Source organism: Nocardiopsis moroccensis (genome assembly GCF_055763695.1).
This window is the reverse complement of record NZ_CP199747.1, coordinates 3,561,492-3,587,721: the sequence shown is the minus strand read 5'-3', so window position 1 is coordinate 3,587,721 and position 26,230 is coordinate 3,561,492. Positions and strand designations below refer to the sequence as shown.

At 70.0% G+C, this 26,230-nt stretch carries 25 protein-coding genes; 9 read left to right on the top strand and 16 right to left on the bottom strand.

Going from position 1 to position 26,230, the window contains the following annotated elements; all coding sequences use genetic code 11:
- Positions 1 to 43: 43 nt before the first annotated feature.
- Genes ACUKCB_RS15930 through ACUKCB_RS15920 form a run of 3 tightly spaced genes read right to left on the bottom strand, consistent with a single transcriptional unit; the run spans position 44 to position 2,818 of the window.
- A complete protein-coding gene (locus ACUKCB_RS15930; protein WP_473036407.1) occupies positions 44 to 889 on the bottom strand; it encodes an amino acid ABC transporter ATP-binding protein in 846 nt (281 codons plus the stop codon).
- On the bottom strand, positions 889 to 1,851 hold the full coding sequence (locus ACUKCB_RS15925; RefSeq protein WP_473036406.1) for an amino acid ABC transporter permease: 963 nt from the start codon (positions 1,849 to 1,851) through the stop codon (positions 889 to 891). The genes ACUKCB_RS15930 and ACUKCB_RS15925 overlap by 1 nt, the downstream gene beginning before the upstream one ends.
- Before the next feature lie 43 nt (positions 1,852 to 1,894).
- Positions 1,895 to 2,818 carry an ABC transporter substrate-binding protein gene (locus tag ACUKCB_RS15920; RefSeq protein ID WP_473036405.1) on the bottom strand — a complete coding sequence of 308 codons (924 nt, stop codon included), beginning with the start codon at positions 2,816 to 2,818 and terminating at the stop codon, positions 1,895 to 1,897.
- 384 nt (positions 2,819 to 3,202) lie between these two features.
- On the opposite strand from ACUKCB_RS15920, the gene ACUKCB_RS15915 reads away from it, so the two are divergent.
- Complete coding sequence (locus ACUKCB_RS15915) at positions 3,203 to 4,396, top strand: NAD(P)-dependent malic enzyme (protein ID WP_473036404.1); 1,194 nt, start codon at positions 3,203 to 3,205, stop codon at positions 4,394 to 4,396.
- Positions 4,397 to 4,470: 74 nt separating this feature from the next.
- On the opposite strand, the gene ACUKCB_RS15910 is transcribed toward ACUKCB_RS15915, so the two are convergent.
- From ACUKCB_RS15910 to ACUKCB_RS15900, 3 genes are all read right to left on the bottom strand, one after another.
- Positions 4,471 to 4,650 carry a hypothetical protein gene (locus ACUKCB_RS15910; protein WP_473036403.1) on the bottom strand — a complete coding sequence of 60 codons (180 nt, stop codon included), beginning with the start codon at positions 4,648 to 4,650 and terminating at the stop codon, positions 4,471 to 4,473.
- Between the two features lie 85 nt (positions 4,651 to 4,735).
- The gene (locus ACUKCB_RS15905) at positions 4,736 to 5,725 is read right to left on the bottom strand and encodes a PadR family transcriptional regulator (protein WP_473036402.1); all 990 of its coding nucleotides are present in this window, start codon (positions 5,723 to 5,725) and stop codon (positions 4,736 to 4,738) included.
- Positions 5,726 to 6,577: a DUF4097 family beta strand repeat-containing protein gene (locus ACUKCB_RS15900; protein WP_473036401.1), complete on the bottom strand. Its 852-nt coding sequence runs from the start codon at positions 6,575 to 6,577 to the stop codon at positions 5,726 to 5,728.
- A gap of 246 nt (positions 6,578 to 6,823) precedes the next feature.
- On the opposite strand from ACUKCB_RS15900, the gene ACUKCB_RS15895 reads away from it, so the two are divergent.
- Positions 6,824 to 7,243, top strand: a complete 420-nt coding sequence (locus ACUKCB_RS15895) for a hypothetical protein (RefSeq protein WP_473036400.1) — start codon at positions 6,824 to 6,826, stop codon at positions 7,241 to 7,243.
- Between the two features lie 83 nt (positions 7,244 to 7,326).
- Here ACUKCB_RS15895 and ACUKCB_RS15890 read toward each other — a convergent pair whose 3' ends face one another.
- Together ACUKCB_RS15890 and ACUKCB_RS15885 are read right to left on the bottom strand one after the other, a co-directional pair.
- Positions 7,327 to 7,506 (bottom strand): DUF6104 family protein, encoded by a 180-nt coding sequence (locus tag ACUKCB_RS15890; RefSeq protein WP_191268298.1) that lies wholly within the window; start codon positions 7,504 to 7,506, stop codon positions 7,327 to 7,329.
- Between the two features lie 10 nt (positions 7,507 to 7,516).
- Positions 7,517 to 11,158: a multifunctional oxoglutarate decarboxylase/oxoglutarate dehydrogenase thiamine pyrophosphate-binding subunit/dihydrolipoyllysine-residue succinyltransferase subunit gene (locus ACUKCB_RS15885; RefSeq protein ID WP_473036399.1), complete on the bottom strand. Its 3,642-nt coding sequence runs from the start codon at positions 11,156 to 11,158 to the stop codon at positions 7,517 to 7,519.
- Positions 11,159 to 11,720: 562 nt separating this feature from the next.
- On the opposite strand from ACUKCB_RS15885, the gene ACUKCB_RS15880 reads away from it, so the two are divergent.
- On the top strand, positions 11,721 to 12,116 hold the full coding sequence (locus tag ACUKCB_RS15880; RefSeq protein ID WP_473036398.1) for a BlaI/MecI/CopY family transcriptional regulator: 396 nt from the start codon (positions 11,721 to 11,723) through the stop codon (positions 12,114 to 12,116).
- Here the strand turns inward: ACUKCB_RS15880 and ACUKCB_RS15875 are convergent.
- On the bottom strand, positions 12,102 to 13,328 hold the full coding sequence (locus ACUKCB_RS15875) for an MFS transporter (protein ID WP_473036397.1): 1,227 nt from the start codon (positions 13,326 to 13,328) through the stop codon (positions 12,102 to 12,104). The genes ACUKCB_RS15880 and ACUKCB_RS15875 overlap by 15 nt on opposite strands.
- 169 nt (positions 13,329 to 13,497) lie before the next feature.
- On the bottom strand, positions 13,498 to 14,583 hold the full coding sequence (locus ACUKCB_RS15870) for a suppressor of fused domain protein (RefSeq protein ID WP_473036396.1): 1,086 nt from the start codon (positions 14,581 to 14,583) through the stop codon (positions 13,498 to 13,500).
- Between the two features lie 211 nt (positions 14,584 to 14,794).
- Here ACUKCB_RS15870 and rlmN point away from each other — a divergent pair, with 211 nt between their 5' ends.
- Both rlmN and ACUKCB_RS15860 read left to right on the top strand, forming a co-directional pair.
- Positions 14,795 to 15,892, top strand: coding sequence for a dual-specificity RNA methyltransferase RlmN (gene rlmN, locus ACUKCB_RS15865; RefSeq protein WP_473036395.1), 1,098 nt, complete (start codon positions 14,795 to 14,797; stop codon positions 15,890 to 15,892).
- 6 nt (positions 15,893 to 15,898) lie between these two features.
- Positions 15,899 to 16,372: a hypothetical protein gene (locus ACUKCB_RS15860; protein ID WP_473036394.1), complete on the top strand. Its 474-nt coding sequence runs from the start codon at positions 15,899 to 15,901 to the stop codon at positions 16,370 to 16,372.
- A 34-nt stretch (positions 16,373 to 16,406) separates the two neighbouring features.
- On the opposite strand, the gene ACUKCB_RS15855 is transcribed toward ACUKCB_RS15860, so the two are convergent.
- A complete protein-coding gene (locus tag ACUKCB_RS15855) occupies positions 16,407 to 17,225 on the bottom strand; it encodes an alpha/beta hydrolase (protein ID WP_473036393.1) in 819 nt (272 codons plus the stop codon).
- A gap of 138 nt (positions 17,226 to 17,363) precedes the next feature.
- Here ACUKCB_RS15855 and ACUKCB_RS15850 point away from each other — a divergent pair, with 138 nt between their 5' ends.
- Both ACUKCB_RS15850 and ACUKCB_RS15845 read left to right on the top strand, forming a co-directional pair.
- The gene (locus ACUKCB_RS15850) at positions 17,364 to 17,975 is read left to right on the top strand and encodes a hypothetical protein (RefSeq protein WP_473036392.1); all 612 of its coding nucleotides are present in this window, start codon (positions 17,364 to 17,366) and stop codon (positions 17,973 to 17,975) included.
- Positions 17,976 to 17,977: 2 nt separating this feature from the next.
- On the top strand, positions 17,978 to 18,304 hold the full coding sequence (locus ACUKCB_RS15845; RefSeq protein ID WP_473036391.1) for a transcriptional regulator: 327 nt from the start codon (positions 17,978 to 17,980) through the stop codon (positions 18,302 to 18,304).
- A gap of 23 nt (positions 18,305 to 18,327) precedes the next feature.
- Here the strand turns inward: ACUKCB_RS15845 and ACUKCB_RS15840 are convergent, their stop codons facing one another.
- The 3 genes from ACUKCB_RS15840 to ACUKCB_RS15830 are packed head-to-tail and all read right to left on the bottom strand — an operon-like array spanning position 18,328 to position 21,562.
- A complete protein-coding gene (locus tag ACUKCB_RS15840) occupies positions 18,328 to 19,926 on the bottom strand; it encodes an ABC transporter permease (RefSeq protein WP_473036390.1) in 1,599 nt (532 codons plus the stop codon).
- Entirely contained in the window at positions 19,923 to 20,852 is a 930-nt protein-coding gene (locus ACUKCB_RS15835) for an ABC transporter ATP-binding protein (protein ID WP_473036389.1), read from the bottom strand. Before ACUKCB_RS15835 ends, ACUKCB_RS15840 begins: the two co-directional genes overlap by 4 nt.
- A gap of 47 nt (positions 20,853 to 20,899) precedes the next feature.
- A complete protein-coding gene (locus ACUKCB_RS15830) occupies positions 20,900 to 21,562 on the bottom strand; it encodes a TetR/AcrR family transcriptional regulator (RefSeq protein WP_473036388.1) in 663 nt (220 codons plus the stop codon).
- 122 nt (positions 21,563 to 21,684) lie between these two features.
- Here ACUKCB_RS15830 and ACUKCB_RS15825 point away from each other — a divergent pair, with 122 nt between their 5' ends.
- Positions 21,685 to 22,497 carry a carbon-nitrogen hydrolase family protein gene (locus ACUKCB_RS15825; protein WP_473036387.1) on the top strand — a complete coding sequence of 271 codons (813 nt, stop codon included), beginning with the start codon at positions 21,685 to 21,687 and terminating at the stop codon, positions 22,495 to 22,497.
- A gap of 240 nt (positions 22,498 to 22,737) precedes the next feature.
- Entirely contained in the window at positions 22,738 to 22,980 is a 243-nt protein-coding gene (locus ACUKCB_RS15820) for a hypothetical protein (protein WP_473036386.1), read from the top strand.
- Between the two features lie 276 nt (positions 22,981 to 23,256).
- Here the strand turns inward: ACUKCB_RS15820 and ACUKCB_RS15815 are convergent, their stop codons facing one another.
- The gene (locus ACUKCB_RS15815; RefSeq protein ID WP_473036385.1) at positions 23,257 to 24,765 is read right to left on the bottom strand and encodes a CoA-acylating methylmalonate-semialdehyde dehydrogenase; all 1,509 of its coding nucleotides are present in this window, start codon (positions 24,763 to 24,765) and stop codon (positions 23,257 to 23,259) included.
- Between the two features lie 33 nt (positions 24,766 to 24,798).
- Complete coding sequence (locus ACUKCB_RS15810; protein WP_473041025.1) at positions 24,799 to 26,085, bottom strand: aspartate aminotransferase family protein; 1,287 nt, start codon at positions 26,083 to 26,085, stop codon at positions 24,799 to 24,801.
- Between the last annotated feature and the right edge of the window lie 145 nt (positions 26,086 to 26,230).

The following is a 26,230-nucleotide window of genomic DNA, read 5'->3' as shown; positions in this document are numbered from 1 at the left end:
GGAACGCGGGGCCCTGGGCGGGTCCGACCGGGTGGGCCCGGTGTCAGAGGACCTTGGAGAGGAACGCCTGGGTGCGCTCGTGCCGGGGGTTGGAGAGCACCTCGTCGGGCGACCCCGACTCCACCACGACGCCGTCGTCCATGAAGACCAGCGAGTCGCCGACCTCGCGGGCGAAGCCCATCTCGTGGGTGACCACGACCATGGTCATGCCGCCCCTGGCCAGGTCCTGCATGACGTCCAGGACCTCACCGACCAGTTCCGGGTCCAGGGCGCTGGTGGGCTCGTCGAACAGCATGAGCGACGGCTCCATGGCCAGCGCTCGGGCGATCGCCACGCGCTGCTGCTGGCCGCCGGAGAGCTGTTCGGGGTAGGCGTTCGCCTTGTCCGGTAGCCCGACCCGCTCCAGCATTTCCATGGCACGCTCGGTGGCTCGGGCCCTGGGAACCCGCTTGACCTGGACCGGAGCCTCGATGATGTTGCCGAGCACGGTCAGGTGGGGGAACAGGTTGAAACGTTGGAAGACCATCCCGATGTCGCTGCGCTGGGCGGCGATCTCGCTGTCGCGCAGCTCGTACAGGCGCCCGCGCTTCTGGCGGTACCCCATCAGCTCGCCGTTGACCCACAGGCGGCCCGCGGTGAGCTTCTCCAGGTGGTTGATGCAGCGCAGGAAGGTGGACTTACCCGACCCCGAGGGGCCGACGACGCACATGACCTCGCCTCGCCGGACCTGCAGGTCGATGCCCTTGAGTACCTCCAGGCGCCCGAAGCTCTTGTGCACGTTCTCGGCCACCACGAGGGCGTCCCCGGGCACGGCCGTTCCGGACGCGGCCGCGCCCTCCGCGGTTCCGGGTGCGGCCTGTTCCCCGTGGTCCCTGGTCTTCTCAGCCATCAGTGCGCCCCTCCGGCGATGCGCTCCCGGGCCGTGCCGCGCCCGCTCCGGTTGAACCTGCGTTCGATGAAGTACTGACCGGTCATCAGGACACTGGTGATCGCCAGGTACCACAGGCACGCCGCCACCAGCATCGGGAAGATCTGGTAGCTCCGGGTGCCGATGGCCTGGAGCTGGTAGAACAGCTCGATGGTCACCGGTACGTAGGCGAGCAGTGCCGTGTCCTTGAGCATGGCGATGGTCTCGTTGCCCGTCGGGGGGATGACGACCCGCATCGCCTGCGGCAGGGTGATCCGCCGCATGATCTTGCTCTTGCTCATGCCCAGGGCCTGGGACGCCTCGGTCTGCCCCTTGTCGACCGACTGCAGACCGGCGCGGATGATCTCCGCCATGTAGGCGCCCTCGGACAGGGACAGGGCCAGCAGACCCGCGGTGTAGCCGGTGAGCAGGGTGCGCGCGTCGATCTCGAAGAAGCGGGCGTCGCCCTCGAGGCCGAGCCACGGCATCCAGTAGTTGTCGAACGGCAGTCCGATGTGGATGGTCGAGTACAGGATGGCGAGGTTGCCGAAGAGCACCGCCAGCACGAGCCGGGGCACGCCGCGGAAGAACCACGTGTACGTCCAGGAGACCGTGACCAGGACGGGGTTCCCGGACAGGCGCATCACCGCGAGGACGATGCCCAGGACGACGCCGATGACCATCGACAGCACGGTCGCGCTCAGCGTCACCCACACGCCCCGGACCACCGGTTCCGAGAACATGTTGTCGAGCATGAACGGCCAGTTGAACGCGGGGTTCGTGAACAGCATGTGCACGAACATCGCGGCGAGGACGAGGATGATCCCCGCTGCCACCCACCGTTCGGGGTACCGGACGGGGACGGCTGTGATCGGTGCGGCCGAACGGCCCGGGGTCGGTTCCTTCGACCCCGGGCCGCCCACCGGTTCGCTCGGTGAGGTCACGTTCAGACTTTCGCTTGGTGTCGGGCGGGAGCGGTCGGAGGAACTACTCCTCGACGGAGGGGTTCACCTCAGCGGTCTCCATGGCGCCGACCTCGATACCCCACTCGCCGAGGACCTCCTCGTAGGTGCCGTCCTCGATCATGGTGTTGAAGGCGGCGGCGACGGCCTCCGCGAGCTCCTCGTCGTCCTGGTGGGTGAGGATGCCGTAGGGGGCGGCGTCGTACTGGTCGCCGATGAACTCCAGCTGTTCGCCGGTCTGCTGCAGGGCGTACAGCGAGGTCGGCAGGTCCGCCAGGGAGGCGTCGTTCAGGCCGGAGACGACGGTCTCGGTGGCCTGCGGCTGGGTCTGGAACTTCTCGATGGTGATGGCTTCCTCGCCGGCGTCGACGCACTCCTGGCTGCGGGCCTCGATGTCCGCGTCGTGGGTGGTGTTCGACTGCACGGCGATGCGCAGGCCGCAGGCGTTCTCGGGGTCCACCCCCTCGGGGTTGCCCGCCGGGCCGAACCACTGGGTGCCGGAGGAGAAGTAGCTGACCATGTTCACGGCCTCCATCCGGTCCTCCGTGATGGTGAAGGAGGAGGAGCCGAGGTCGTAGGTGCCGGTGTCGACGCCGATGATGATCGAGTCGAAGGTGGTCGGCTCCCAGTCGGCCTCCAGACCGAGCTTGCCGAGGGCGGCCTCCAGCAGGTCGACGTTGAAGCCGAGGACGGTCTCGCCGTCCTCGTCCAGGTACTCACCGGGCGGGTAGGAGGCCTCGACGCCGATGGTGACGGAGCCGGCCTCGGCGATGTCCTCGGGGACGAGTGCGGCGAGCTCCTCGTCGACCGCCACCTCGGGCGCCTCTGGCGCCGCCGTGTCCTCGGTGGCGTCCTCTCCGCCACCGCAGGCCGTCAGGGCCAGGACACCGGCCGCGGTGAGGGCGGTGAGGTAGGTCCGGGGCTCGGACAGGGGCTTGCGCAGTGCCATGTGGGGTCTCCTTCTGGGAGCACGGAGTGCCTGTTCAGAGCCGGGTTCAGCGTTGGACGCGGCCTGTCGGTAGCGACATCCAGGACATTATGCTTCATGTGGTGATGCGTCGGTAACGTTCCATCGTGTCGACCCGCGATTTTCCTCTGGTCACCGTTGTGAGAGAATTACGTAACGGGTCATCCCCGTGAGAGGCGGACGCGCAGTACTCGCATAGGAGTCCGGCGAAGACTTGTCTCCCCCGGCGACACAACCGGTCATGGCCGACCGGCGCCGCGGAGAGCTCCCCTAGCACCCTTACGTCTTCGCGCGCGGTCCGTGGCTAACGCCGACCGTCCCCGTCATGGCCGACGTGGACGAACAGCAGACCGAGGGGTTTGAGTAGTGACCACCTTTTCTTCGCGTACCCAGAACACGTCCAAGCTGGACGAGGACCCGGCTTTCGCCATGCACCGCGGCGGCAAGCTGCACGTGACCTCCTCCGTGGACGTCAGTGACCACGAGGGCCTGTCCCTCGCCTACACCCCCGGCGTCGCCCGCGTCTGCGACGCCATCGCCGAGACCCCCGACCTCGTCGAGACCTACACCTGGAAGAGCAACCTGGTCGCCGTCGTCACCGACGGCACCGCCGTGCTCGGCCTGGGCAACATCGGCCCGGAGGCCTCCCTGCCGGTCATGGAGGGCAAGTCGCTGCTCTTCAAGCAGTTCGGCGACGTCGACTCCGTGCCGATCGCGCTCAACTGCACCGGTGTCGACGAGATCGTCGAGACCGTCGTGCGGATGTCGCCCTCCTTCGGTGGCATCAACCTGGAGGACATCGCGGCCCCGCGCTGCTTCGAGATCGAGGCCAAGCTGCGTGAGCGCCTGGACATCCCGGTCTTTCACGACGACCAGCACGGCACCGCCATCGTGACCGTCGCCGCGCTGCACAACGCCGCCCGCCTCACCGGCCGCACCCTGGCCGACCTGCGCGTCGTCGTCTCCGGAGCGGGCGCCGCGGGCGTCGCCGTCACCAAGATGCTCATCGACGGTGGTATCGGCGACATCGCCGTGGCCGACTCCAAGGGCATGATCTACGACGGCCGCGAGGGCCTGACCCCGGTCAAGCAGGAGCTGGCCTCGATCAGCAACAAGGCCGGGATCCAGGGCTCCATCGAGAGCGCCCTCAACGGCGCCGACGTGTTCGTCGGGCTCTCCGCGGGCGAGGTCCCCGAATCGGTCGTGGCCACCATGGCCGACGACGCGATCATCTTCGCCATGGCCAACCCCAACCCGGAGGTGCACCCGGACGTCGCCCGCAGCTACGCGAGCGTCGTCGCCACCGGGCGCAGCGACTTCCCGAACCAGATCAACAACGTGCTGGCCTTCCCCGGCGTCTTCCGGGGAGCCTTCGACGTCCAGGCCACCGACATCACCGAGAACATGAAGCTGGCCGCGGCCAAGGCGCTGGCTGAGCTCGTCGGTGACGACCTGAGCGCCGACTACGTCATCCCCAGCTCCTTCGACGAGCGGGTGGTCCCGGCGGTCTCCGCCGCGGTCGCCGAGCAGGCCCGCCAGGACGGCGTCGCCCGCCGTTAGGCACAGGCCCCGGGCACCACAGGCCCCGGGTACGCCACGAGGGGCCCGGTCCGCAACCGTACGGACCGGGCCCCTCACATCAGCTCTGCGGGAGTGCCGAACTCCTCGGTCAGGAGTGCCAGGGCCGCACGCAGGTCCGCGAGTGCGGCGTCCGGGGTGTCCCCCTCGCCGTGGGCGCCGATGCCGGGGCGCAGCAGGGCGCGGGCACGCCAGCGGCCGTTCTCGTCCTCCTCGATCGTGTACGGGACCAGCACGGGTTCTTCCTTCTCCTTCGGATGATGCGGCCGCGGGGCCCGGAGGACCATGCCCCCGCGTGGTCCTCCGAGCCCCTGCTGCCGGTCAGTCCCTCTTCCGGTCGTCCTCGCCGGTGGCGGCGGACCAGGGGTCGCCGCCGGTGGGCGGCATCGGCCGGGCGTCCCGGCTCGGCGATCCGGGCTCCTCGGCCGACGTCCCCCCGTCCGTGCCCTGGGACCCCCGGGGCCCCTCGGCCGCGCTCTCCGGGCCCTCGCGGTCCTCCCCGTCGTCCTTCTCGGGCGGGCCCCAGCGACTCATGTCGCGGCGGATCACCTCGACGGTGTCGTCGAGGATGCGGCGCAGGTCGTGTGCGGCGGACCCGCCCACCTGCCCGGCTCCGCGGACCATGTCGCGTACACGCACCGAGAAGTCCCGCAGGGCGTGCTCCAGGTCCGGGCGATCGTCCCTGCCCGCCCCTTCCCCGGACTCCTCGCCGGTGCGCTCACCCCGGTCGGATTCGTTGCGGCCCCAGGGGGCCCCGAAGGAGCCGAAGCCCTGGGCGAACCGCTCCCACTCGCGGGCCCACATGCCGCTGTCCCCGCAGTCGCGGTCCCGCTGCCGCTCGCGGTCCCGGTCGTCCTCGGCGGACTCGCCCGGCTCGCGCTCCTCGGAGCGCTGCTCTCCTGCGGCCTCCCCGGCCGGGTCGCGGCGGCTCCCGCCCGCGGTGAACTTGAGTTCGTCGCGCAGGGAGCTGATGGTGGCGCGCACGTCCTGCTTGACCGCCCGGGCGATGTCACGCACCGAGTCGGTGATCTCCTGCTCCAGGTCGTCCAGGTCGCCGCTGCGGGCGCGCAGTTCCGCGCGTCCCTTGTCGGTGAGGCTGTAGACCTTGCGGCCGCCCTCCTCGGTGTGCGTGACCAGGCCCTCCTCCTCCAACCGCGCGAGCCGGGGGTAGATGGTGCCGGGGGAGGGCGAGTACACGCCGAGGAAACGGTCGCGGAGCAGACTGATGATCTCGTAACCGTGCCGCGGGCTCTCGTCCAGCAGCTTGAGCAGGTAGAGACGCAGCCTGCCGTGGCCGAAGATGGTACTCATTCAGGCCCCCTCGGGGATCGCGGCCGGAGCCTCGGGCGCGCGCCGCAGCAGTGCGGTCCGGCCGGACACGGTGTTGACACTGATGGAGGCGGGGTCGACGCCCACGCCGATCTTGCCGCTCAGGGCGCTGCGGGCCGGAGCGCTGCGCCGGTCCAGACCGAAGTCGGAGTCCACCTTCCCGGTGACGGTGCGCAGCTCCACGGTGGCGGAGCTCTCCGAGGGGACCCGCAGGGCCACCTCGCCGGAGACCGTGTTCACCCGGACCCGGGCGGAGGGCGCCAGGTCCGTGTCGACCAGTACGTGGCCGGAGGCGGACTTGGCGCGCAGCTCGGACAGGCGGCCGCCGGCCACCGCCAGCTGGCCGCTGGCGCTGTTGAAGCCCAGGGCGCCGCCGGGGGCGCGCACCGAGGCGTTGCCCGAGGCGGTGTTGAGCTCGGTCTCGCCGGAGACGCCGTCCAGGGTGATCTCGCCGGTGGCGGTGCGCACCCGGGTGCGGGAGGTCAGCCCGGCCACCACCACGGGGGCGCCGGCCGTGGTCACCTCGACCGGGCAGGCGCGCGGGACCCGCAGGTTGACCGTGGCCCGTCGCGAGCCGATGTTCCTGTACCCGCTCAGCTGGATGGGCTTGAGCCGGTCCAACAGGCCCTGACCGGTGAGGTCCCGGTAGTGGACGGTGAGGATACCCGCCTCCTGGGTGACCTCCAGGGGCTCGCCCTCGACGTCGGTGATCTCGAAGGTGACCGGGTCATCCGTGGGGATGATGTTGACCTGGCCGCCGACGATCCGCACCTTCAGGGCGACGATGCCGTCCAGGGTGTGGGTCATCGGACTGTCGATGGTCCATCGTGCCATCGTGAACCCTTTCCACTCGCTCTTGATGACTTCACGATATGTCTCGTGTCTGCCGAACTCAAGATATGTCGCGGATTTCAGGGTCGGCTCAGGGGTGACTAGGGGCTGCCCCCGGCCGCCGGGGGCGCGGGCCTGCGCTTGAATGGGGACGCCACCTGCGAATACGCACAGAACAGCGAGGATTACCCCACCGTGCATCCCCCACAGGCCCCTCCCGAGAAGACACCCCTGCCCGAGAGTCCGCCCATGCCGCGCGCCCTGCGGTTCCTCCGCGTCCTGTTCAGCCTCACGGCGACCCTCTCCGCCCTGACGTCCCTCTTCGCCGGGCTGGGCGTGTTCGCGCTGTTCACGCAACCCGACGCCTTCGGTGAGGCGGCCCTGACCCCGGCGGAGGAGGTGGGCGCCGTCGCCCTCAGCGCCCTGTGGGCGGTCCTGTACGGCACCGCCGCCGTCCTGCTCGGCCGGGGCGGGCGGACCGGACGGCGCTGGGCCCTCGTGGCGATCGGCTGCGAAGCGGCCTTCGTGCTGGCCGACGCGGTTCTGAACGGGGGCACCGAGCCCTTCCTCCGGGCCTCGATCCTGGGCGCGCTCATTCTGCCCGGACTCTTCCTCCTGCTGCTGTGCGCCAGGTCCAGCCGGGAGTGGTTCCGCGCGACCACTGCCTGAGGCACCGGACACACGCGAGGGGCCCGGGTCGGATCGACCCGGGCCCCTCGGCCGGAAACACCGCTCAGCGCGGCTTCCTGTGACTACTCCTCGTCCTCGTCGTCCAACCGGGCCAACCAGGTGGCCAGTCGTTCGACCGGTGTCTCGAACTCGGGGTTGATGTCGGTGAACACCCGCAGCTGCTCGGCGAGCCAGGCGAAGCTGACCTCCTCGTCGCCGCGGCGGTTCTCCAGCTCCTCGATTCCGCGATCGGTGTAGTACATACCGTTCCGCCTACTCGGCGGGCGGGAACACCGTGTCCACCAGGGCCCGCTGCTCGGCCTCGTGCCGCTTGGCCGAACCGGCCGCGGGCGCGGAGGAGGCCGGACGCGAGATCCGGGTGAACGGGCGGTCGAGCTGCTCGGAGAAGACCAGCGCGACGAAGGGCCACGGCCCCATGTTCGCCGGCTCCTCCTGGACCCACAGGACCTCACCCGCGTTCGGGAAGGCCTTGAGCTGCTCCCGGATCTCCTCGATCGGCAGCGGGTAGAGCCGCTCCGCCCGGATGATCGCGGTGTGCTTGTCACCGCTCTTGCGGCGGGCCGCGTCCAGGTCGTAGTAGATCTTGCCCGAGCAGATGACCACGCGACGGACCTTCTCCGGCGCGAGCGAGTCATCCCCGATCAGCGGCTGGAAGTGGCCCGAGGTGAAGTCCTCGGTGGCCGAGGTCGCGGCCTTCAGGCGCAGCAGCGACTTCGGCGTGAACACCACGAGCGGACGCTCGAACGGCGACTTGGCCTGCCACCGCAGGAGGTGGAAGTAGCTCGCCGGGGAGCTCGGCATCGCGACGGTCATGTTCTCCTGCGCGCACTGCTGCAGGAACCGCTCGATACGGGCCGAGGAGTGGTCCGGCCCCTGCCCCTCGTAGCCGTGCGGCAGCAGCATGGTCACGCTGGAGCGCTGGCCCCACTTCTGCTCGCCGGCGCTGATGTACTCGTCGATGATGGTCTGGGCGCCGTTGACGAAGTCGCCGAACTGCGCCTCCCACATCACCAGGGCGTCCGGCCGGGTCAGCGAGTAGCCGTACTCGAAGCCCAGCGCCGCGTACTCGCTGAGCAGCGAGTCGTGCACGTGGAACTTGGTGGTGCCGTTGTCGAACTGCTTGAGCGGCGTGTGGTTCTCGCCGGTCTCGCGGTCCATGAGCGTGGCGTGCCGTTGGCCGAAGGTGCCGCGGCGGCTGTCCTGACCGATCAGGCGGACCGGGTGGCCGTCCATCAGCAGCGAACCGAAGGCCAGCAGCTCACCGGTGGCCCAGTCGATGGTGCCGTTCTCGACCATCGACGCACGGCGGGAGAGCTGGGGCGCCAGCCGCGGGTGCGGCGTGAAGCCCTCGGGCAGCGACACCTGGGTGTCGATGATCCGCTTGACCGTCTCGGTGCTGACCGCCGTCTCGACCTTGGAGTGGTCCAGCCGGGACTCGGTGAAGACCTCGGGCTTGACCACGGCGCCCGCCTCGACCGGCTTCCGCTCGACCTCGCGGGTCTCGGTGAAGGCGCGTTCGAGCTCGGTCTGGTAGTCGCGCAGCGCCGACTCCGCCTCCTCCACCGTGATGTCACCGCGGCCGATGAGGGACTCGGTGAACAGCTTGCGGGTGGAGCGCTTGGCGTCGATGACGTCATACATCAGCGGCTGGGTGAACGCGGGGTTGTCGCCCTCGTTGTGCCCGCGGCGCCGGTAGCAGACGAGGTCGATGACGACGTCCTTGTTGAACGTCTGACGGTAGGCGAAGGCCAGGTGCGCGACCCGGACCACGGCCTCGGGGTCGTCCCCGTTGACGTGGAAGATCGGCGCCTGCACCATCCGTGCGACGTCCGTGGCGTACACGCTGGAGCGGCTGTCGGTCGGCGAGGTGGTGAAGCCCACCTGGTTGTTCACGATGACGTGCACCGTGCCGCCGGTCCGGTAGCCGCGCAGCTGCGACAGGTTCAGGGTCTCGGCGACCACGCCCTGACCGGCGAACGCTGCGTCGCCGTGGATCAGGATGGGCAGGACCGTGAACCCCTGCGGGCCCTTGTCCAGGACGTCCTGCTTGGCGCGGACGATGCCCTCGGCCACCGGGTCCACCGTCTCCAGGTGGGACGGGTTGGCGGCCAGCGTGATCTGGATCTTGTCGCCGTCGGTGGTCTGGAACGTGCCCTCGGTGCCCAGGTGGTACTTGACGTCACCGGAGCCGTGCGCGCTGCGCGGGTCGAGGTTGCCCTCGAACTCACCGAAGATCTGCCCGTAGGACTTGCCGCAGATGTTGGCCAGCACGTTCAGGCGGCCGCGGTGGGCCATGCCGATGACGGCCTCGTCCAACTCGGCCCTGGCGGCCTTGGAGATCACCCCGTCCAGCAGCGGGATCAGCGACTCGCCGCCCTCCAGGGAGAAGCGCTTCTGGCCCACGTACTTGGTCTGCAGGAAGGTCTCGAAGGCCTCCGCGCTGTTGAGCCGGCGCAGGATGTGCAGCTGCTCGTCGCGGTCGAGCTTCTCGTGCTCGCGCTCGACGTGCGCCTGGATCCACTCCCGCTCCTCCGGGCTCTGGATGTGCATGTACTCGATACCCACCGTGCGGCAGTAGGTGTCGCGCAGCACGCCCAGAACGTCGCGAAGCTTCATGACCTGCTTGCCGCCGAAGCCCCCGGTGGGGAACTCGCGGTCCAGGTCCCAGAGGGTCAGGCCGTGCTCCAGCACGTCCAGGTCCGGGTGCTTGCGCTGCTCGTGGTCGAGCGGGTTGGTGTCGGCCATGAGGTGGCCGCGCACGCGGTACGCGTGGATGAGCTCCTGGACCCGGGTGGTCTTGTCGAGCTGGGTCGCCTTGTTGACATGGATGTCCTGCACCCAGCGGACCGGCTCGTACGGGATCCGCAGCGAGTTGAAGATCTCGTCGTAGAAACCGTCGTCGCCCAGCAGCAGCTGGTGGATCCGGCGCAGGAACTCGCCCGACTGGGCACCCTGGATGATCCGGTGGTCATACGTCGAGGTGAGCGTCATGACCTTGCTGATGCCGAGCTCGCTCAGGGTGTCCTGGGACGCGCCCTGGAACTCGGCCGGGTACTCCATGGCGCCGACGCCGAGGATGGTGCCCTGCCCGGGCATCAGGCGCGGCACGGAGTGCACGGTGCCGATGCCGCCGGGGTTGGTCAGGCTGATCGTGGTGCCCTGGAAGTCCGGAACGCCCAGCTTGTTGTTGCGGGCCTTGCGGACCAGGTCCTCGTAGCCGCCCCAGAACTCGTTGAAGTCCATCTCGTCGGACTTCTTGATGGAGGGCACGACCAGCTGACGGGAGCCGTCGGGCTTTTGCAGGTCGATCGCCAGACCGAAGTTCACGTGTTCGGGCTTGGCGACGCCGGGCTTGCCGTCCAGCTCCGTGTAGGAGTGGTTCATCTCCGGCATGGCCTTGAGGGCCTTGACCATGGCGTAGCCGATGAGGTGGGTGAAGGAGACCTTCCCACCGCGACCGCGCCGGAGATGGTTGTTGATGACGATGCGGTTGTCGAACAGCAGCTTGACCGGCACCGCGCGCACGCTCGTCGCGGTCGGCAGGGCCAGGCTCGACTCCATGTTGGTCGCGGTGCGAGCGGTTGCGCCACGCAGCCGCTCCTCCTTGACCTGGAGTGCATCATCGGTGCTCTTGTTGTCCTTGGCGGCAGCGGCGGGGGCCGCGGCCTTCTTCTTCGGCGCGGGCGCGGCAGGGGCCTTCTCGGTCTGCGCCTTCGCGGCCGCAGTGCCCCCACCCTTCCCGTTGGCCGAGTCCGCGGGCTTGTAGTCCGCGAAGAAGTTCCACCAAGCCTTGTCAACCGAATTCGGGTCGGTGAGGTACTTCTGGTAAAGCTCCTCGACCAACCACTCGTTCGGGCCGAAATCTGTCAGGGGTTGAGACGCCTCAGACGACACGGCGGAGATCGCCCACTTCCGCAGCTCGCTTGTGAATGTGTAGGAAAGACGGGTGGCTGCTGGCAAGGCGGGCTCAAAGAAGCATGTGGTCGCTCCCCGCACAGGGGGAGAATCTGCCCTGGCCAGCACTCGTCGGATACCAGGCTACTTGTACCGACCTCCCTGACGGGAACTTCGGTGTTGTTGAAACTGGGAGATAGCTAACAATCTTTCACACGAACCTTGTCGCTGCGTGTCCGTGTCTTTGCCTTGCGTGGCCATCATGTCGTGTTTGCTCATGTTTGACGGGTTTTTTGGCGCGCTTGTGCGTGTCCGTCTCCGACCATCTCCGATGTGGCGCGTCACACGTTTCCGGGCGGGGCGCGGGCGCCGCCCGCGGAAGCCGGAGCGGGGCCGCGGGACAGCAACCGACGGTGCCCGCGGGCCGTCCGGCGGTGAAACGCCGGTGATCGGCAGCGGAGATGCCCGGATCTGTGTGCTCTCCCCGGTTCTCCCACACCGCGACCCCGCCGGTACCTACGATCGCCCGTGCAAACACCGACACATCGGGTGGGGGAGGCGCATGAGGGGGCTCGGGGAACTGGAGGCGGCCATCATGGGTGCCCTGTGGCGCTCGGAGGGGCCGCTGTCCGTACGCGGGGTCCGGGAGAGCATGGTCTACGACCGGGACATCGCCTACACCACCGTCATGACGGTCGCGAACATCCTCTTCCACAAGGGACTGCTGGACCGGGAGAAGCACGGTCGCGCCTGGGTCTACTGGCCCAGGGAGAGCCACGCCGAGTACACGGCCCGGGTGATGGGCGAGGTCCTCGAAACCGGTCCCGACCCCGACGCGACCCTGCTCCGCTTCGTCGAACGCTTCAGTGACGAGGAGATGGCCCGACTCCACCATGTGTTCCGCCAGGTCCGCGACCGCCGCGGCGCCGGCCGCCCCCGCACCTCACCGACGACGTAGCGAACGCACGCTCCGCGCGCAGACCGCGGCCAGCGTCGCCGTCAGCGTCAGCGCCGCCACGACCAGCAGCGACCGGCCGGGTCCGATCGCCTCCGCGACCGGTCCGATCGCCATCTGCCCCACCGGCATCGCCACGAACGAGCCCAGCGCGTCGTAGGAGTACACCCGCGAGAGCCGTTCCGGCGGGACGTTCTCCTGTACCGAGACCTCCCACGCCACACTGAACTGCTCCACCGCCGCCCCGGCGACGAACATCGCCGCGAACAGCAGCGGCACCACCGGGGAGGGGTCGGCCAGCACGAAGAACGGCAACGTCTGCACGGTGACCAGCGCCGTGCCGTAGAACAGCGCCCGCTGCGGTTGCCACCGGGCCGCCAACACACCGCCCACCAGCAGCCCCACGCTGTTGGTCGCCATCAGCAGCCCCCAGACGGTCCGCCCGAACGCGGCGTCGGCGATCCCTGGGCCCAGCACCGAGGTGGCCGCCGACCACCCGGCGTTGACCACCATGAACTGCAACACGATGATCCACACCCATGGCCGCGCCACGAACTCGCTCCACCCCTCCAGCAGGTCGCGCAGCACGCTCTTGCCGCCCGGCACCGCCGTGGACGGCACCCGCAGGAAGAGGAAGGCCACCCCGGCCGCGGCGAACATCACCGCGTCCGCGCCGATCGCCCACCCCGGTCCCAGGAGTCCCACGGCCACGCCGCCAGCCGACATCCCGGCGAACATCCCCAGTTGTTTGGCGATCCCCGCCAGGGCGTTGGCCTGGCGCAGCAGGGCGTGCGGCACGGTCTGCGGGGTCAGCGCCGCCACGGCGGGCAGGTTGGCGGCGGCCGCGGCCCCGTTCAGCAGACTCAGCGCGACCATCAGCGCCAACGAGGCCGTACCGGTGAGCAGGGACAGCGCCAGCAGCCCCTGGGAGAGCGCCGCGAGCACGCAGGCGCCCTGGATCACCAGGGTGCGCGGCAACCGGTCGGCGAGGACCCCGCCCAGCAGCAGGAGGGACACATTGGCGGCCGAGCGCGCGCCCACCACCAGCCCCACCTGGGCCAGGGATCCGGTCACGTCCAGTACCGCGAAGGCCAGGGCCACCGAAGCCATACCGTTGCCGAAGAGCATCAGGACCCGGCCCGCGACCAGGGCACGGAAGGGCCGGTACGCCAGTGGCGCGGTGATACCGGGGCCGGAGCCCTTCGTCTGCGTCATCTCGGATCCGTCCCCGTGGTCAGCCTGCCGACCGGAGCACTCTCTCCGAACGCGGAGGCGGGGGCAATCCTTTTTCGGGGGCGCCGCGCGGCCCGGCGCCGGGCCGCGCGGTCGGTCCGGGACCCGGGGGAGTGCTCCTGATCCAGGACCCAGTGCTGGGGGAGTGCTCCTAGTCCAGGACCCAGCTGCGGCCCTCCGCGGCCAGCTTCTCCACCAGGGTGGCGCTGTCGTGCTCCTTGGCGAACAGGTGCTCGGGGCGGCTGATCGGCACGATCCACAGCCACCGCACCGGGTCGCCCTGGAAGGTCAGTCCTGAGGTGTCCGGCGGTGTCCGGTAGGGGTCGTCCACCAGGGCCCCGGGGTCCTCCAGCAACAGGACCGCGCCCGCGCCCCGGCGCATCGCCCGGTCCTCGGGGTTGTCCAGCCACTTGACCGTGTGCCCGGCCCCGAACCAGGTGACCGCCCGCCACGGAAACGCCCCGATCCACCGGAAGATCCGCGCCGCGTGGTGCGCGGGCAGCGTGGTGGCCAGCGCCAGCTCCACCCGGGCGTACCCCGAGGTGTCGGCCATGTACCGGTCCAGGGTGGGCATCCGCTGCCCGCACATGCCCACCGTGGACAGGACGGTGAACGGCCGCTCCTGCGAGGGCGGGCGCTCCGAGACCCGCAGCAGCGGCGGGTGCCCGTCCGAGACGTCCCAGTAGTGTCCGGCCTCGCCCACCCGGCGGTTCAGATGGCTCAGCACCGTCCGCTGCACGCTGCGCCAGGCGCCCGAGGCCCGCCGCCAGTCCCAGTACGCCTCCGCGTGCACCACCCGCGGCCACAGCTGGTTCCGCACCGAGTCCAGTTCCCAGGCGTAGGCGCTGCGTCCGATCGCCTCCCGGGCGTACCCCGGCAGGCCGCTGTCGGCCTCCGCCCAGCCCGGTATCACCGCGAGCAGGCCCTCCTCGTCCACGAGGGCCACCCCGTCGCCCTCCTCGAACCACACCGCGCGCAGCGTGGCCGGGTCGAAGCGGGGGCGCCCCTGCGGGTGCTTGGTGTAGGCCTCCGGCATCAGCGGCGCCCGGCCCTGGTAGAGACCGCTCGAATCGCTCTCCAGGGGTGCGATCTCGTGGTTGGCCAGCCACACCGGGACCCGGATGCGCTCACGGGCGTCCAGCAGGTAGGCGGCCGTGGTGTGGGAGTCGCACTCGACGACGACACGACGGCTCTGATAAGGACTGATCTCGTCGAGCAGGACGTCGATCTCGGTCACCGGCCCTCCCAGGCACCGACGGGCTCTCGTGTTGTCGTGGCTGCCGCCGGGGCGGACCTGCCCGGGCTGTCCCCACATTAAGTAGAATCGACGCTAGTGCCCTGACAGGCGGAGCAGCACCGCGGTCGCGTATAGGTCGTATAACGACCCGCGGCACCACATCCCTCCCGCGCCGGGCGCAGTCCACCGACTCCACTCCTTACGGATTCTTATGCCCGCCGAGCTCACATTCGTCGCACCCCGTCGCGCCAAGCCGCCCCGGCACCTGGCCGACCTCAGCCCCGAAGAGCGGCAGGAGGTCGTCAGGGAGCTGGGCGAGAAACCCTTCCGGGCCAAGCAGATCGCCAAGCACTACTACGGCGGGCTGGAGTCGGACACCGCCAAGATGACCGACCTCCCGGAGGCCTCCAGGGAGAAGCTCGGTGAGGCGCTGCTGCCCACGCTGCTCACCCCGGTCCGGCACATCACCTGTGACAACGGGATGACCCGCAAGACCCTCTGGAAGGCCTTCGACGGGGTCATGTTCGAGTCGGTGCTGATGCGCTACCCGGACCGCGTCACCCTGTGCATCTCCTCCCAGGCCGGATGCGGTATGAACTGCCCGTTCTGCGCCACCGGCCAGGCGGGCCTGACCCGCAACCTGTCCACCGGCGAGATCGTCGAGCAGGTGGTCGCCAGCGCCCGCGACCTGGATCGCGGCGAGGTCGCCGGCGGCCCGGGCCGGATCAGCAACATCGTGTTCATGGGCATGGGCGAGCCCATGGCCAACTACAAGCGGGTGCTGCAGACCGTCCGCCAGATCACCGACCCGGTCCCGGCCGGCATGGGCATCTCCCAGCGCGGCGTGACCGTCTCCACGGTCGGCCTGGTCCCGGCGATCAACAAACTCATCGACGAGAGGATGCAGGTCCGTCTCGCGATCTCGCTGCACGCCCCGGACGACGAGCTCCGGGACGAACTGGTGCCGATCAACACCCGGTGGAAGGTCCAGGAGGTCCTGGACGCCGCCTGGCGCTACGCCGGGACCACCGGCCGCCGTGTCTCCATCGAGTACGCGCTGATCAAGGACATCAACGACCAGGCCTGGCGGGCCGACCTGCTGGGCAAGCTCCTCAAGGGCCACCTGGTGCACGTCAACCTCATCCCGCTCAACCCCACCCCGGGGTCGAAGTGGACGGCCTCGCGCCCGGAGGACGAGCGCGAGTTCGTGCGGCGGCTCCAGTCCCACGGGGTGTCGGTGACCGTTCGCGACACCCGCGGCCAGGAGATCGACGGCGCCTGCGGACAGCTCGCCGCCGCCGAGAAGTAGCCCGAGGTGGTCGAGACCGCCCTGGCCTTCGTGGTGGCCACCGCGGCAGGGCTGGTCCCGCTCATCAACATCGAGGTCTACCTGCTGGGCGCCGCCGCCCTCAACGGCGACGGCGCCCTCGTCGCGATGGCTGTGGCCGCGGCTGCGGGGCAGACGCTCGGCAAGATCCCCTACTACTACGTGGGGTACGGGACGATCACCGCGCCCTGGCTCAGGCGGAAGGCCGCCACCCCGGGCAGGTGGGCCGAGCGGACCGCCCGCTGGCGGGCGAAGGCCGAGGAGCGCCCCGCCTGGGGCGCGGGCCTGCTCGCCCTCAGCTCCTTCGCGAGCGTGCCGCCGTTCATGGTGGTGGCTGTCCTGGCGGGGGTCCTGCGGATGAACATCGTGCTGTTCTGCGCGGTCACCTTCGCCACCCGCACCGCGCGCTTCCTCGTCCTGGTCCTGGCCCCCGGCTGGGCGATGGACGTCCTGCCCCTCTGACCCGGAGCCGCTTCGGGGGGAGACCCGAGCACCCTCAGCCGACATGGTCGGCCAGGCGGACGAACGCCCGCACCACCTCGGGGCCGTGGACGGTCTCGGGGTCGTTGTGGCCGGCTCCGGGCAGCACGACCTCCTCGAACAGGTTCGCGCTGGCCCCGGCCACCGCACGGCTCTGCTCCGGGGGCACGACGCGGTCGGCGTCGCCGGCGAGCACGCTGGTGGGCCGGTCGATCCCCGCGACCCGTTCCGTCACCGGGTAACGGTCCCGCAGCAGCAGGCGCACCGGCAGGAACGGGTAGTGGTGGGCGCCCATGTCGGCCAGGGAGCTGAACGGCGAGCGCAGGAACAGCGCGGCGGGCGGCCGTTCGGCGGCCAGGCCCGCGACCACCGCGGCGCCCAGGCTCTCCCCGAAGTAGATCGTGTCTGCGGGGCCGAAGCCCCGCTCCTCCAGGAGGGAGGCGGCGGCGCGGATGTCGGCGGCCAGCCCCTCCTCGGAGGGGTTTCCGGGGTTGCCGCCGTAGCCCCGGTAGTCGAACAGCAGCACGGAGAACCCGTTGGCGGCCAGGGCGCGGGCCAGGGGCGCCCGGCTCTCCCGGTTCCCCGCGTTGCCGTTGGCCACCAGCACGGCGGTCTCCCGGTCCGCGTCCCGGGCGGGAACGAACCAGCCGCCGAGTTCGAGTCCGTCCCCGGTGCGCAGGCGCACGTCCTCGGCGCCCTCGATCACCTCGGCTGCGGACGGCGGCTCCCCGCCCAGGGGCACGTAGACGACCGATCTCTGCATGGCCCACAGGAGTCCCAACAGCACCACCAGTACAAGCGCCACCACCGCGGCCACGATCAGGGTGCGCCTCACCACGGCTCCTCTCGGGGTTAGCTCCCCCTCTCGGGCGGGTTACCCGGTGACGAGCGAAAGCATCCAGGTCTGCATTGCCAACCAAAGGGGTCTCGCCTATCGTGCAGAAAAGGTTTGCACTACAAACCGGAGGTTCGGATGACAGCCCCCCACGAACTCGACCGGCTCGAACGGATCCGCCACGTCACCGCCAACTACCTCGACTACCAGGGCCTGTACACGGTCCTCTTCGGGGTCTTCCTGATCTTCCTGGTCTTCATGGACCAGGGGCGGCTGGAGGCGCTGATCCTCGGCGTGCCCGTGGTGACCGCTCTCTACGTCCTGATCCGGCGCCACTACCGGAAGCGGTTCGGTGACGTGCGTCCGCTGCGCTCACCGAACCGGGCCCTGGCCCAGGCCTGCGTGACCGTCCTGGTGCTGGGCGCCTTCCTGGCCGCGGTCGTGATCGCCAACTCCTTCGACCGGCAGGGCCTGTGGATCTACGGCCTGCTGCTGGCGGGGCTGTTCGTGCTGACCGCCGGCTGGTACTGGAGGATGCGTCCGCACTACCTGGTGTCCGCGGCGGTCGCGCTGGTGCTCTTCGTGCTTCCGCTCGGCGCGCTCACCCCGTCGGGTGCCCACCCCTTCGAGATCACGAGTCCCAACGTGCTCCTCCTGCTGGTGGCCGCCATGTTCGTCGTGAACGGGCTGCTCGATCACCGTACGCTGGTGCGCACCCTTCGACCGGTGGCAGAGAGCGAGACCGACTGACCATGGGCACGCCCTTCGAGGACATGGCGGAGATCGACCGCCTGGTGCACGAACCCTCGCGGCTGGCGATCACCAGCGCCCTGCTCTCCTGTGAGAGCGCTGACTTCCTCTTCCTGCAGCGGATCACCGGACTGTCCAAGGGCAACCTGTCCAGCCACCTGTCCAAGCTGGAGGCGGGGGGCATCGTGGAGATCCTCAAGACCTCCGAGGGGCGCCCGCGCACGACGATCAGCCTCACCCCGGCCGGGCGGGGCACCGTCGCCGAGCACTGGGACCGGCTGACCCGGCTGCGTGACGCCGCACGCGAGTGGACCGCCCCCGAGGAGTGATCCCCGGCGGCGGTCCTGCGGTCTCAGGCCGTGGCCAGGTCCCGGTTGCGGAACCCGACCAGCGACAGCGCACCGAGGAGGAGGACCGCACCCGCGTACAGGACGTAGTGCAGGGGCTCGAAGTCCTCCACCGGCAGCCGCGGCAGGATCTCGAAGGCGCTGAGGTTCATCGCCCACTCCGGGAACTCCAGCAGACCGCCCATCACGGTGGCCAGGATGCTGTACCCCAGCCACAGCCAGAGCAGGCCGGTCAGCCTCGGGGCGGCCCCCAGCAGCAGGGCCGCCAGGGCGCCGAACACCAGGGCCGCCGGAAGCTGGGCCAGTACCGCCTCCAGCAGTCGGCCGACCCACGCCCCGTCCTCCAGGACGGCGGCGGCGCCCAGGCCGAGCCCGAGGCCGCCCGCCACCACGACGAACAGGGTCGACAGGGCGGCCACCACCAGTGCGGAACCGAGCCAGGCCACCCGGCCCACCGCGGTGGCCAGGACCAGTTCGGTACGGCCGGAGTTCTCCTCCGCGCGCAGCCGCAGCACGGACAGGGCGCCGAAGGCCGCGGCGCCCATGATCACGTAGCTGGTGACGAAGGACAGGAACCCGCCGATCAGGTCGTCCACACCGGTGCCGAAGACCGCCTGCAGGTCCGGGTTGGTCTCGAACATCCCCTCGACCTCGGCGGCGAGGGTGCCGAAGGAGACCGCGAACAGCAGGACCGCCAGCGTCCAGACGATGATCGAGCCGCGCTGCTGGTGCAGTTGGAGGGTGGTCACACCGCGCAGCAGCCGACCGGCCCCACCGGGGCCGGGGCGGGCCGCGACCAGGCCGGCGCCCAGGTCACGGCGGCCGGACAGCAGGTGGGCGGCGACCACCAGGGCCACGATGACCAGGCCGTACAGGGCGAGCGGGGCCCAGCGCAGATCGTGGAAGGGCTGGGCCTGCTGCCCCCAGGCGAACGGGGAGAGCCAGGAGAGCAGGTTGCCGCCGGACTCGGCCATGTCCCCCACCACGCGGAGCATGAAGAGGACGCCCACGGCCAGGAAGGCCAGCCCCGAGGCGGTGCGTGCGTGCCCGGAGACCTGGGCGCACACGGCGGCGATCGCGCCGAAGGTGATCCCGCCCAGCGCCAGGCCCAGGCCGTAGGCGAGCGAGTCCGCGGCAGCCAGGTCGAAGCCGATCAGCGTGAGCGCGATGGTCCCGCCGATGAGCAGGTTGACCAGCGTGATCGTCAGCAGGGCGGAGGCCATCGGCGCTCCGCCACCCAGGACGTTGGCGCGCAGCAGTTCGGCGCGCCCGCTCTCCTCCTCGGCCCGGGTGTGCCGGATGACGTGCAGGATGCTCATCACCGCCATGGCGATGAGCAGGGTCATGGTCATCTCGTTGACCATCATCGGACCGAGGGTGTAGTCGTCCAGCCCGTACCCGGGGCCGCCGAAGACGATGCCGGTCGGCGTGTCCATCAGGGCGGCGCGGCCCTGGCGCTCCTCCTCGGTGGAGAACATGTCGTCCAGGACGGGGACGGTGGCGGCGGTGGTCCCGGCCAGTGCCAGGGTCCACACCGACAGGCGGATCCTGTCGCGTCGCAGGATGAACCGGGTCAGCGTTCCGGTGCCGGTGAAGCCGCTCACCTGCGCTCACCTCCCTCGGTGCCGCCGTCGGGTGCGGCCGTCTCGTCGCCGTAGTGGCGCATGAACAGTTCCTCCAGCGAGGGCGGGTTGCTCACCAGGGAGCGCACCCCCAGGGAGGTGGCCTCGCTCAGGACCGGCCCCAGGTGCTCGTGGTCCACCGAGAACGAGATCCGGCGGCCGTCGATCTCCGGGTCGTGCACCCCGGGCAGGGCGGAGAGGGGGGCGGGGTCGCCCTCGACCTCCGCGTGCACGGTGGAGCGGGTCAGGTGGCGCAGGTCGTCCAGGGTCCCCGACTCCACGGCGCGTCCCTGCCGGATGATGGTCACGGTGTCGCAGAGCTTCTCGACCTCGGACAGGATGTGGCTGGAGAGCAGGACCGTGCGCCCCTCCTCCTTGACCTCGCGTACGCACTCGGTGAACACCGCCTCCATCAGCGGGTCCAGGCCGGAGGTGGGTTCGTCGAGGATGAGCAGTTCGGCGTCGGAGGCCAGTGCCGCCACCAGGGCGACCTTCTGCCGGTTGCCCTTGGAGTAGGTCCGGGCCTTCTTGGTGGGGTCGAGTTCGAAGCGTTCCAGGAAGTCCTTCCTGCGCCGGGCGTCGAGCCCGCCGCGCAGGCGGCCCAGCAGGTCGATGGCCTGGCCTCCGGTGAGGTTCGACCACAGTGAGACGTCCCCGGGCACGTAGGCCAAGCGCCGGTGCAGGGTGACGGCCTCCTTCCACGGGTCGCCGCCCAGGAGTCGGACGCTGCCGGAGTCGGCGCGGAGCAGGCCGAGCAGGACGCGGATGGTGGTGGACTTGCCCGAGCCGTTCGGGCCGAGGAACCCGGCGACCTGGCCGGCTCCCACGGTGAGATCGAGCTTGTCGAGCGCCTGGAAGCGTCCGAAGTACTTGTCGACGCCGCGGGCGTCGATGACGGGTGCGGTCATGGTGGTGCGGCTCCTGGTCCGGTGGGGATCCTCTGTTCTGGGGGAGGTCAGCGTTCCGCCGGGGGATCGCTGACGTAGAGCAGGTAGCCGTCCAGCATGGTGCGGTCCACCAGTAGGCCCTCGGTGTACACCTCCAGGGCCGGGAGGACGTACTGCTCCTGCCAGTCGCGCAGGACCTGGCCGAAGTCGGGGTTCTCCTGGTCCTGGTACATGGTGGCGAGCACCAGGAGCGACCCGAAACCGTTGGCGGCGAGCCAGCGGGCCCGCTTGGCCGGGTCCCGGCTGGGCCGTACGGTGCCCTCCCGCACGCCCAGTTCCAGGTAGCTCTCCACGTCGGCCACCATCGCCTCGTACAGGTGGCGGCCGAGGTCCCCGCCCGTCTGCATGGAGCGGAAGAGGTAGGCCAGCAGCCCGGAGTACCTGTCGATCTCCTGGAGCGAGCGGGCCATCCCGTCCGCGCTGGGGCGGCTCACCGACTCCTTCTTGGTCTCGTAGACGACCCGCCTGACGTGCTCGTCACAGGCCTCCCGCAGCTCGGCCTTGCTGCCGAAGTGGTGGATGACCAGCCCGGGTGAGACCCCCGCCCGCTCCGCGATGGCGCGCACGGTGACGCCGAACCCCTGTTCGCCGAAACAGGCGACGGCCGCGTCGCGGATGCGCGCGCGGGTGCTGAGGTCCTCGTCGGGAGGAGCCTTCTTCCTTGAACCCATGTTCAATAGGTTAAACGCCTGTTCAGTCATCGCGCAAGGGGCCGTCCGGGCCGGGGACGTACACTCGGGGCACGTTCGGCGCGGCCGGAGGGGTCGCGTCCAGGCCACGAGGGGGAAGTTCGATGGTGCAGGTCGCGGTCGCCCAGTTCGCGCCGGGTCAGGACAAGGCCGAGAACCGGCGTTCGGTGGCGGAGCTGACCGCCCGTGCGGCCGCCGACGGGGCGCGGGTAGTGCTGTTTCCCGAGTACACGATGTTCACCGCGCCGCGCACCGACCACCGCTACGTCGAGGCCGCGGAGCCCCTGGACGGCCCCTTCCTCGCGGACGCCGCGGACACCGCCCGCCGCGAGGGCGTGTACCTCGTGCTGGGGGTGAACGAGTCCGAGGGCGAGGGCGCCACCCACTTCACCAACACGCTCGTCGCGCTCTCTCCCGAGGGCGAGCGGATCGCGCTCTACCGCAAGATCCACCTCTACGACGCCTTCGGGGTGAAGGAGTCGGACGTGGTGGCCCCGGGCCCGATCGAGGCGCCGGAGACTTTCACCGTGGACGACGTGGTCTTCGGTCTCCAGACCTGTTACGACCTGCGCTTCCCCGAGGTGACGCGGCGGATCGCCGACGCCGGCGCGCACGTGGTGCTGCTGGCCGCCCAGTGGGTGCCCGGTCCGCTGAAGGAGGACCACTGGCGCACGCTGGCCCGGGCGCGCGCCATCGAGAACACGGTCTACGTGGCCGCGGCGGGGCAGGCGGCGCCCACGGGGGCGGGCGACAGCATGGTGATCGACCCGATGGGGACCGCGCTCGCGGCACTGGGGGAGCAGACCTTCGAGGTCGCCTCCGCCCGGGTTTCGGCCGCGCGTGTGGAGGCGGTGCGTGTCACTAATCCGGCGCTGTCGCTGCGCCGTTTCGGGGTCACCCCACAGGGCGAGGACTGAGCCCCAGGTCCCCCTCCGTCCGTACATTTCTGGCGCTTCGTATGAAAAACCGACTGTGTTCTGGGGTCTTCCCAGGGTCCGTTACTTAGGGTTATGATCGCCGTGCACGGAGTGATTTAGATCGGTCCGGGCCCTTCCAGGCGCCGAGAGCTTCTGATTCAATTAAGAGCCGGTAACTATCGGCCCGCCAGACTGTCCTAAACCACGGGGGGAGCAAGGACATTGCGCGGAACGAGCACGATGTGCAAACCAGACACGACGCCTGACACCGCATCCGAGAGCTACGTCTACGACCCGAGCTGGCTGAGCAGGGCGCAGCGCATGGGGGATGCCTGCGCCGTCTGCCACACCAAGTGGCCCCGGCCCCGCCGGGTCCTGGGCGAACAGCCGGACGGGAGTCACGTGTACGGATGTGACGAGTGCGCGGGGATCATCGGCTACCAGCCGGTCTCCGCGGGCGAACCGTTGGTCGCGGCCCGCTGACGGGTGGCGGTCGGTCGGCGAAGAGGGGAAGCGAAGAGGAGGAGACGGTCGCGCTCCGGGTCCGGGGGGAGTCGTGCGGACCCGGAGCGCTTCCGCTGACACGCCCGCTTCCATGGGGAGGAGGGGAAATGAGCGTGTCCATCCAGGATGGTCTCTCGTGACGTACGTGGCCCACGGCCACGCCCCGTGAGGGGCGTCGGTGCACAACGATACTCCGTGTCGCACTCCGTAGACCGTCAGTGAGAGACATCCGACCGTTATTTCGGTGAACTCCGGTTAGCCGTTGGTCGGGAAGCCCAGGTTGACGCCGCCTTCGGGCCGTTTGCCCGGGTCGGTCCAGCGGGCCGTGACCGTCTTCGTGCGGGTGTAGAAGTGAACACCCTCCGTGCCGTGCACGTGCGAGTCACCGAACAGCGACTGCTTCCAGCCGCCGAAGGAGTAGTAGGCCATGGGCACCGGGATGGGCACGTTGATGCCCACCATGCCCACCTCGATCTCGTTCTGGAAGCGCCGTGCGGCGCCGCCGTCGTTGGTGAAGATCGCGGTCCCGTTGCCGTAGGGGTTGTCGTTGACCAGGCTGACGGCCTCGTCGTAGTCGCCGACCCGGAGCATGCTCAGCACCGGGCCGAAAATCTCCTCCTGGTAGCAGGACATCCGCGGACCGACGTGGTCCAGGACGGAGGGGCCCAGCCAGAATCCCTCCGGGTCGCCGCCCAGGACCGGGTGGACCCGTCCGTCGACGGCCAGGGTCGCGCCCTCGCGGACCCCCGACTCCAGGTAGGAAGCGACCCTGTCCCGGTGTTCACGGGTGACGAGCGGACCCATCTCGCTGCGGTCGTCGTCGCCGGGGCCCACGCGCAGCCGTGCGACGCGCTCCCTGATCCGCTCCAGGAGGTCGTCGGCGACCGAGTCCACCACCGCGACCGCGGAGATGGCCATGCACCGCTCGCCGGCGGAGCCGAACCCGGCCGAGACCGCGGAGTCCGCCGCCAGGTCCAGGTCGGCGTCGGGCAGCACGACCATGTGGTTCTTGGCGCCGCCCAGCGCCTGCACCCGTTTGCCGTGCTCGGAGGCGGTCCGGTAGACGTACCGCGCGATCGGGGTCGACCCCACGAAGCTGACCGCGGCCACGTCCGGGTGCTCCAGGATCGCGTCCACCGCGGCCTTGTCGCCGTGGACCACGTTGAAGACCCCGTCGGGCAGCCCGGCCTCGGCCCACAGCTCGGCCAGGAGCAGCGACGCGGAGGGGTCCTTCTCGCTGGGCTTGAGCACGAACGTGTTGCCGCAGGCGATCGCCACCGGGAACATCCACATCGGGACCATCGCCGGGAAGTTGAACGGGGTGATCCCGCTGACCACGCCGAGCGGCTGGAGGATCGAGTAGGAGTCCACCCCGGTGGACACGTTCTCGGAGTAGCCGCCCTTGAGCAGGTGCGGGATGCCACAGGCGAAGTCGACGACCTCCAGCCCCCGGGCCACCTCGCCCCGGGCGTCGGAGAGGACCTTGCCGTGTTCGGCGCTGACCAGGGCGGCCAGTCGGTCGCTGTTGGCGCGCAGCAGTTCCCGGAATCGGAACAGCGTCTGCACGCGCCTGGACAACGACGTGTCCCGCCACCCCGGGAAGGCCGCTGCGGCCGCGGCCACGGCGGCTCCGACCTCCTCGGGGCCGGCGAGGTCCACCGTGCCGGTGACCTGGCCGGAAGCCGGATTGTAGATGTCCCCGGTGCGTCCGGCGGGCCCCTCGTGCGCCCTGCCGCCGATCCAGTGGGTGACGTGCTCGCTCATGGTTTCCTCTTCTTCCTCGTCACGGGCCGGGTCTCAGGCCCGGTCGGCGACCGCGTGGACGGCGTCCAGCAGGATGTCCCGGCCCTCGGCGGCCTCCTCGGACGACAGGGTCAGCGGCGGGGCCATGCGCAGCACGTTGCCGTGCACGCCGCCCTTGCCCACCAGCAGGCCGCGTTCCCGGGTGGCCTCCAGGACCCTCCCCGCCAGCGGTGCGGAGGGGGCGCCGGTCTCCGGGTCGACCATCTCGATCGCGAACATCAGGCCCTTGCTCCGGACGTCCTTCACGCACGGCAGTTCGCGCAGCTCGCGCAGGCCCTGGACGACCGTGGCGCCCTGGCGCAGCGCGTTGCCCTGGAGGTCGTGCTCCAGGACGTAGTCGAGGGTGGCCCCGGCCGCGGCCATGGACACCGGGTTGCCGCCGAAGGTGGCCACGCCCAGTGCCGTGAGTCCGTCCATCAGGTCGCCGCGGGCCACGACACCGCCCACGGCGAAGCCGTTGCCGAGCCCCTTGGCGAAGGTCATGGCGTCCGGGGTCACTCCGTGGTTGCCGATCCCGAAGAAGCTGGTCCCGGTCCGTCCCCAGGCGGTCTGCACCTCGTCGGAGACGAACAGGATGCCGTGTTCGTCGAGAACCTCCTTGTAGGCGGCGTACAGGCCGTCCGGCGGCATCGCGAACCCGCCGACGCCCTGGACCGGTTCGGCGATCAGGCAGGCCACGTCGGGTGCGGCGGTGTCGAGGACCTCGCGCAGGTCGGCCACGCACACGTCGATGTACTCGCGTTCGGACAGTCCGCGGAAGGCGGGGGAGGCGTGGTCGGTGCCGTGCAGGTAGTGCACGTTGAGCGGCGACAGCGAGGAGTTCTTCCAGGCCTTGTTGCCGGTCACCGCCACGGTGCCGAAGGAGCGTCCGTGGTAGCTGCCGCGCATGGCCAGCACCTCGTCGCTGCCTCGCGCGTGCGTGGCCAGGAGCAGGGCGGTCTCGTTGGCCTCGGTGCCGGAGTTGGTGAAGAACACCTTGGCGTCGGGGATCCCGGACAGGCGGGCGATCTTCTCCGCCAGCTCCACCTGGGAGCGGATGAGGTACAGGGTGGAGGTGTGCACGACCCCCTTGGCGATCTGGCGTTCCACCGCCTCGCGCACCTCGGCGACGTCGTAACCGAGCATGTTGGTCACGATGCCGGTGAAGAAGTCCAGGTAGGTGCGCCCTTCGGCGTCCGTGACACGGGCGCCCCTGCCGCTGACGATCTCCAGCGGGGACTCGTAGTACAGGGGCAACCAGGAGGGCATGACCGCGCGGTGGCGGGAGAGCAGTTCCGACATGCCCTCAGTCTCCCCGGGAGCGGAGAGCATGGCCAGGATCAGCATGTTGACAACATGCTGGGCGCGTTTACGGTCTGTAAAGTGCCCGCCGGACTGTGGAAGCGGAGCTCACAGCCCTGTCCGCGGGTGCACGATGTAAAGCGAA

Bases quoted from the DNA above. Each gene is read 5' to 3' on its own strand.
- ACUKCB_RS15850 (WP_473036392.1), top strand. From the start codon at position 17,364: ATGACAGCCCCCCACGAACTCGACCGGCTCGAACGGATCCGCCACGTC.
- ACUKCB_RS15835 (WP_473036389.1), bottom strand. From the start codon at position 20,852: ATGACCGCACCCGTCATCGACGCCCGCGGCGTCGACAAGTACTTCGGA.
- ACUKCB_RS15810 (WP_473041025.1), bottom strand. From the start codon at position 26,085: ATGTCGGAACTGCTCTCCCGCCACCGCGCGGTCATGCCCTCCTGGTTG.
- ACUKCB_RS15895 (WP_473036400.1), top strand. From the start codon at position 6,824: ATGCCGCGCGCCCTGCGGTTCCTCCGCGTCCTGTTCAGCCTCACGGCG.
- ACUKCB_RS15815 (WP_473036385.1), bottom strand. From the start codon at position 24,765: ATGAGCGAGCACGTCACCCACTGGATCGGCGGCAGGGCGCACGAGGGG.
- ACUKCB_RS15930 (WP_473036407.1), bottom strand. From the start codon at position 889: ATGGCTGAGAAGACCAGGGACCACGGGGAACAGGCCGCACCCGGAACC.
- ACUKCB_RS15920 (WP_473036405.1), bottom strand. From the start codon at position 2,818: ATGGCACTGCGCAAGCCCCTGTCCGAGCCCCGGACCTACCTCACCGCC.
- ACUKCB_RS15825 (WP_473036387.1), top strand. From the start codon at position 21,685: ATGGTGCAGGTCGCGGTCGCCCAGTTCGCGCCGGGTCAGGACAAGGCC.
- ACUKCB_RS15845 (WP_473036391.1), top strand. From the start codon at position 17,978: ATGGGCACGCCCTTCGAGGACATGGCGGAGATCGACCGCCTGGTGCAC.
- ACUKCB_RS15820 (WP_473036386.1), top strand. From the start codon at position 22,738: ATGTGCAAACCAGACACGACGCCTGACACCGCATCCGAGAGCTACGTC.
- ACUKCB_RS15900 (WP_473036401.1), bottom strand. From the start codon at position 6,577: ATGGCACGATGGACCATCGACAGTCCGATGACCCACACCCTGGACGGC.
- ACUKCB_RS15875 (WP_473036397.1), bottom strand. From the start codon at position 13,328: ATGACGCAGACGAAGGGCTCCGGCCCCGGTATCACCGCGCCACTGGCG.
- rlmN (WP_473036395.1), top strand. From the start codon at position 14,795: ATGCCCGCCGAGCTCACATTCGTCGCACCCCGTCGCGCCAAGCCGCCC.
- ACUKCB_RS15880 (WP_473036398.1), top strand. From the start codon at position 11,721: ATGAGGGGGCTCGGGGAACTGGAGGCGGCCATCATGGGTGCCCTGTGG.
- ACUKCB_RS15890 (WP_191268298.1), bottom strand. From the start codon at position 7,506: ATGTACTACACCGATCGCGGAATCGAGGAGCTGGAGAACCGCCGCGGC.
- ACUKCB_RS15830 (WP_473036388.1), bottom strand. From the start codon at position 21,562: ATGGGTTCAAGGAAGAAGGCTCCTCCCGACGAGGACCTCAGCACCCGC.
- ACUKCB_RS15905 (WP_473036402.1), bottom strand. From the start codon at position 5,725: ATGAGTACCATCTTCGGCCACGGCAGGCTGCGTCTCTACCTGCTCAAG.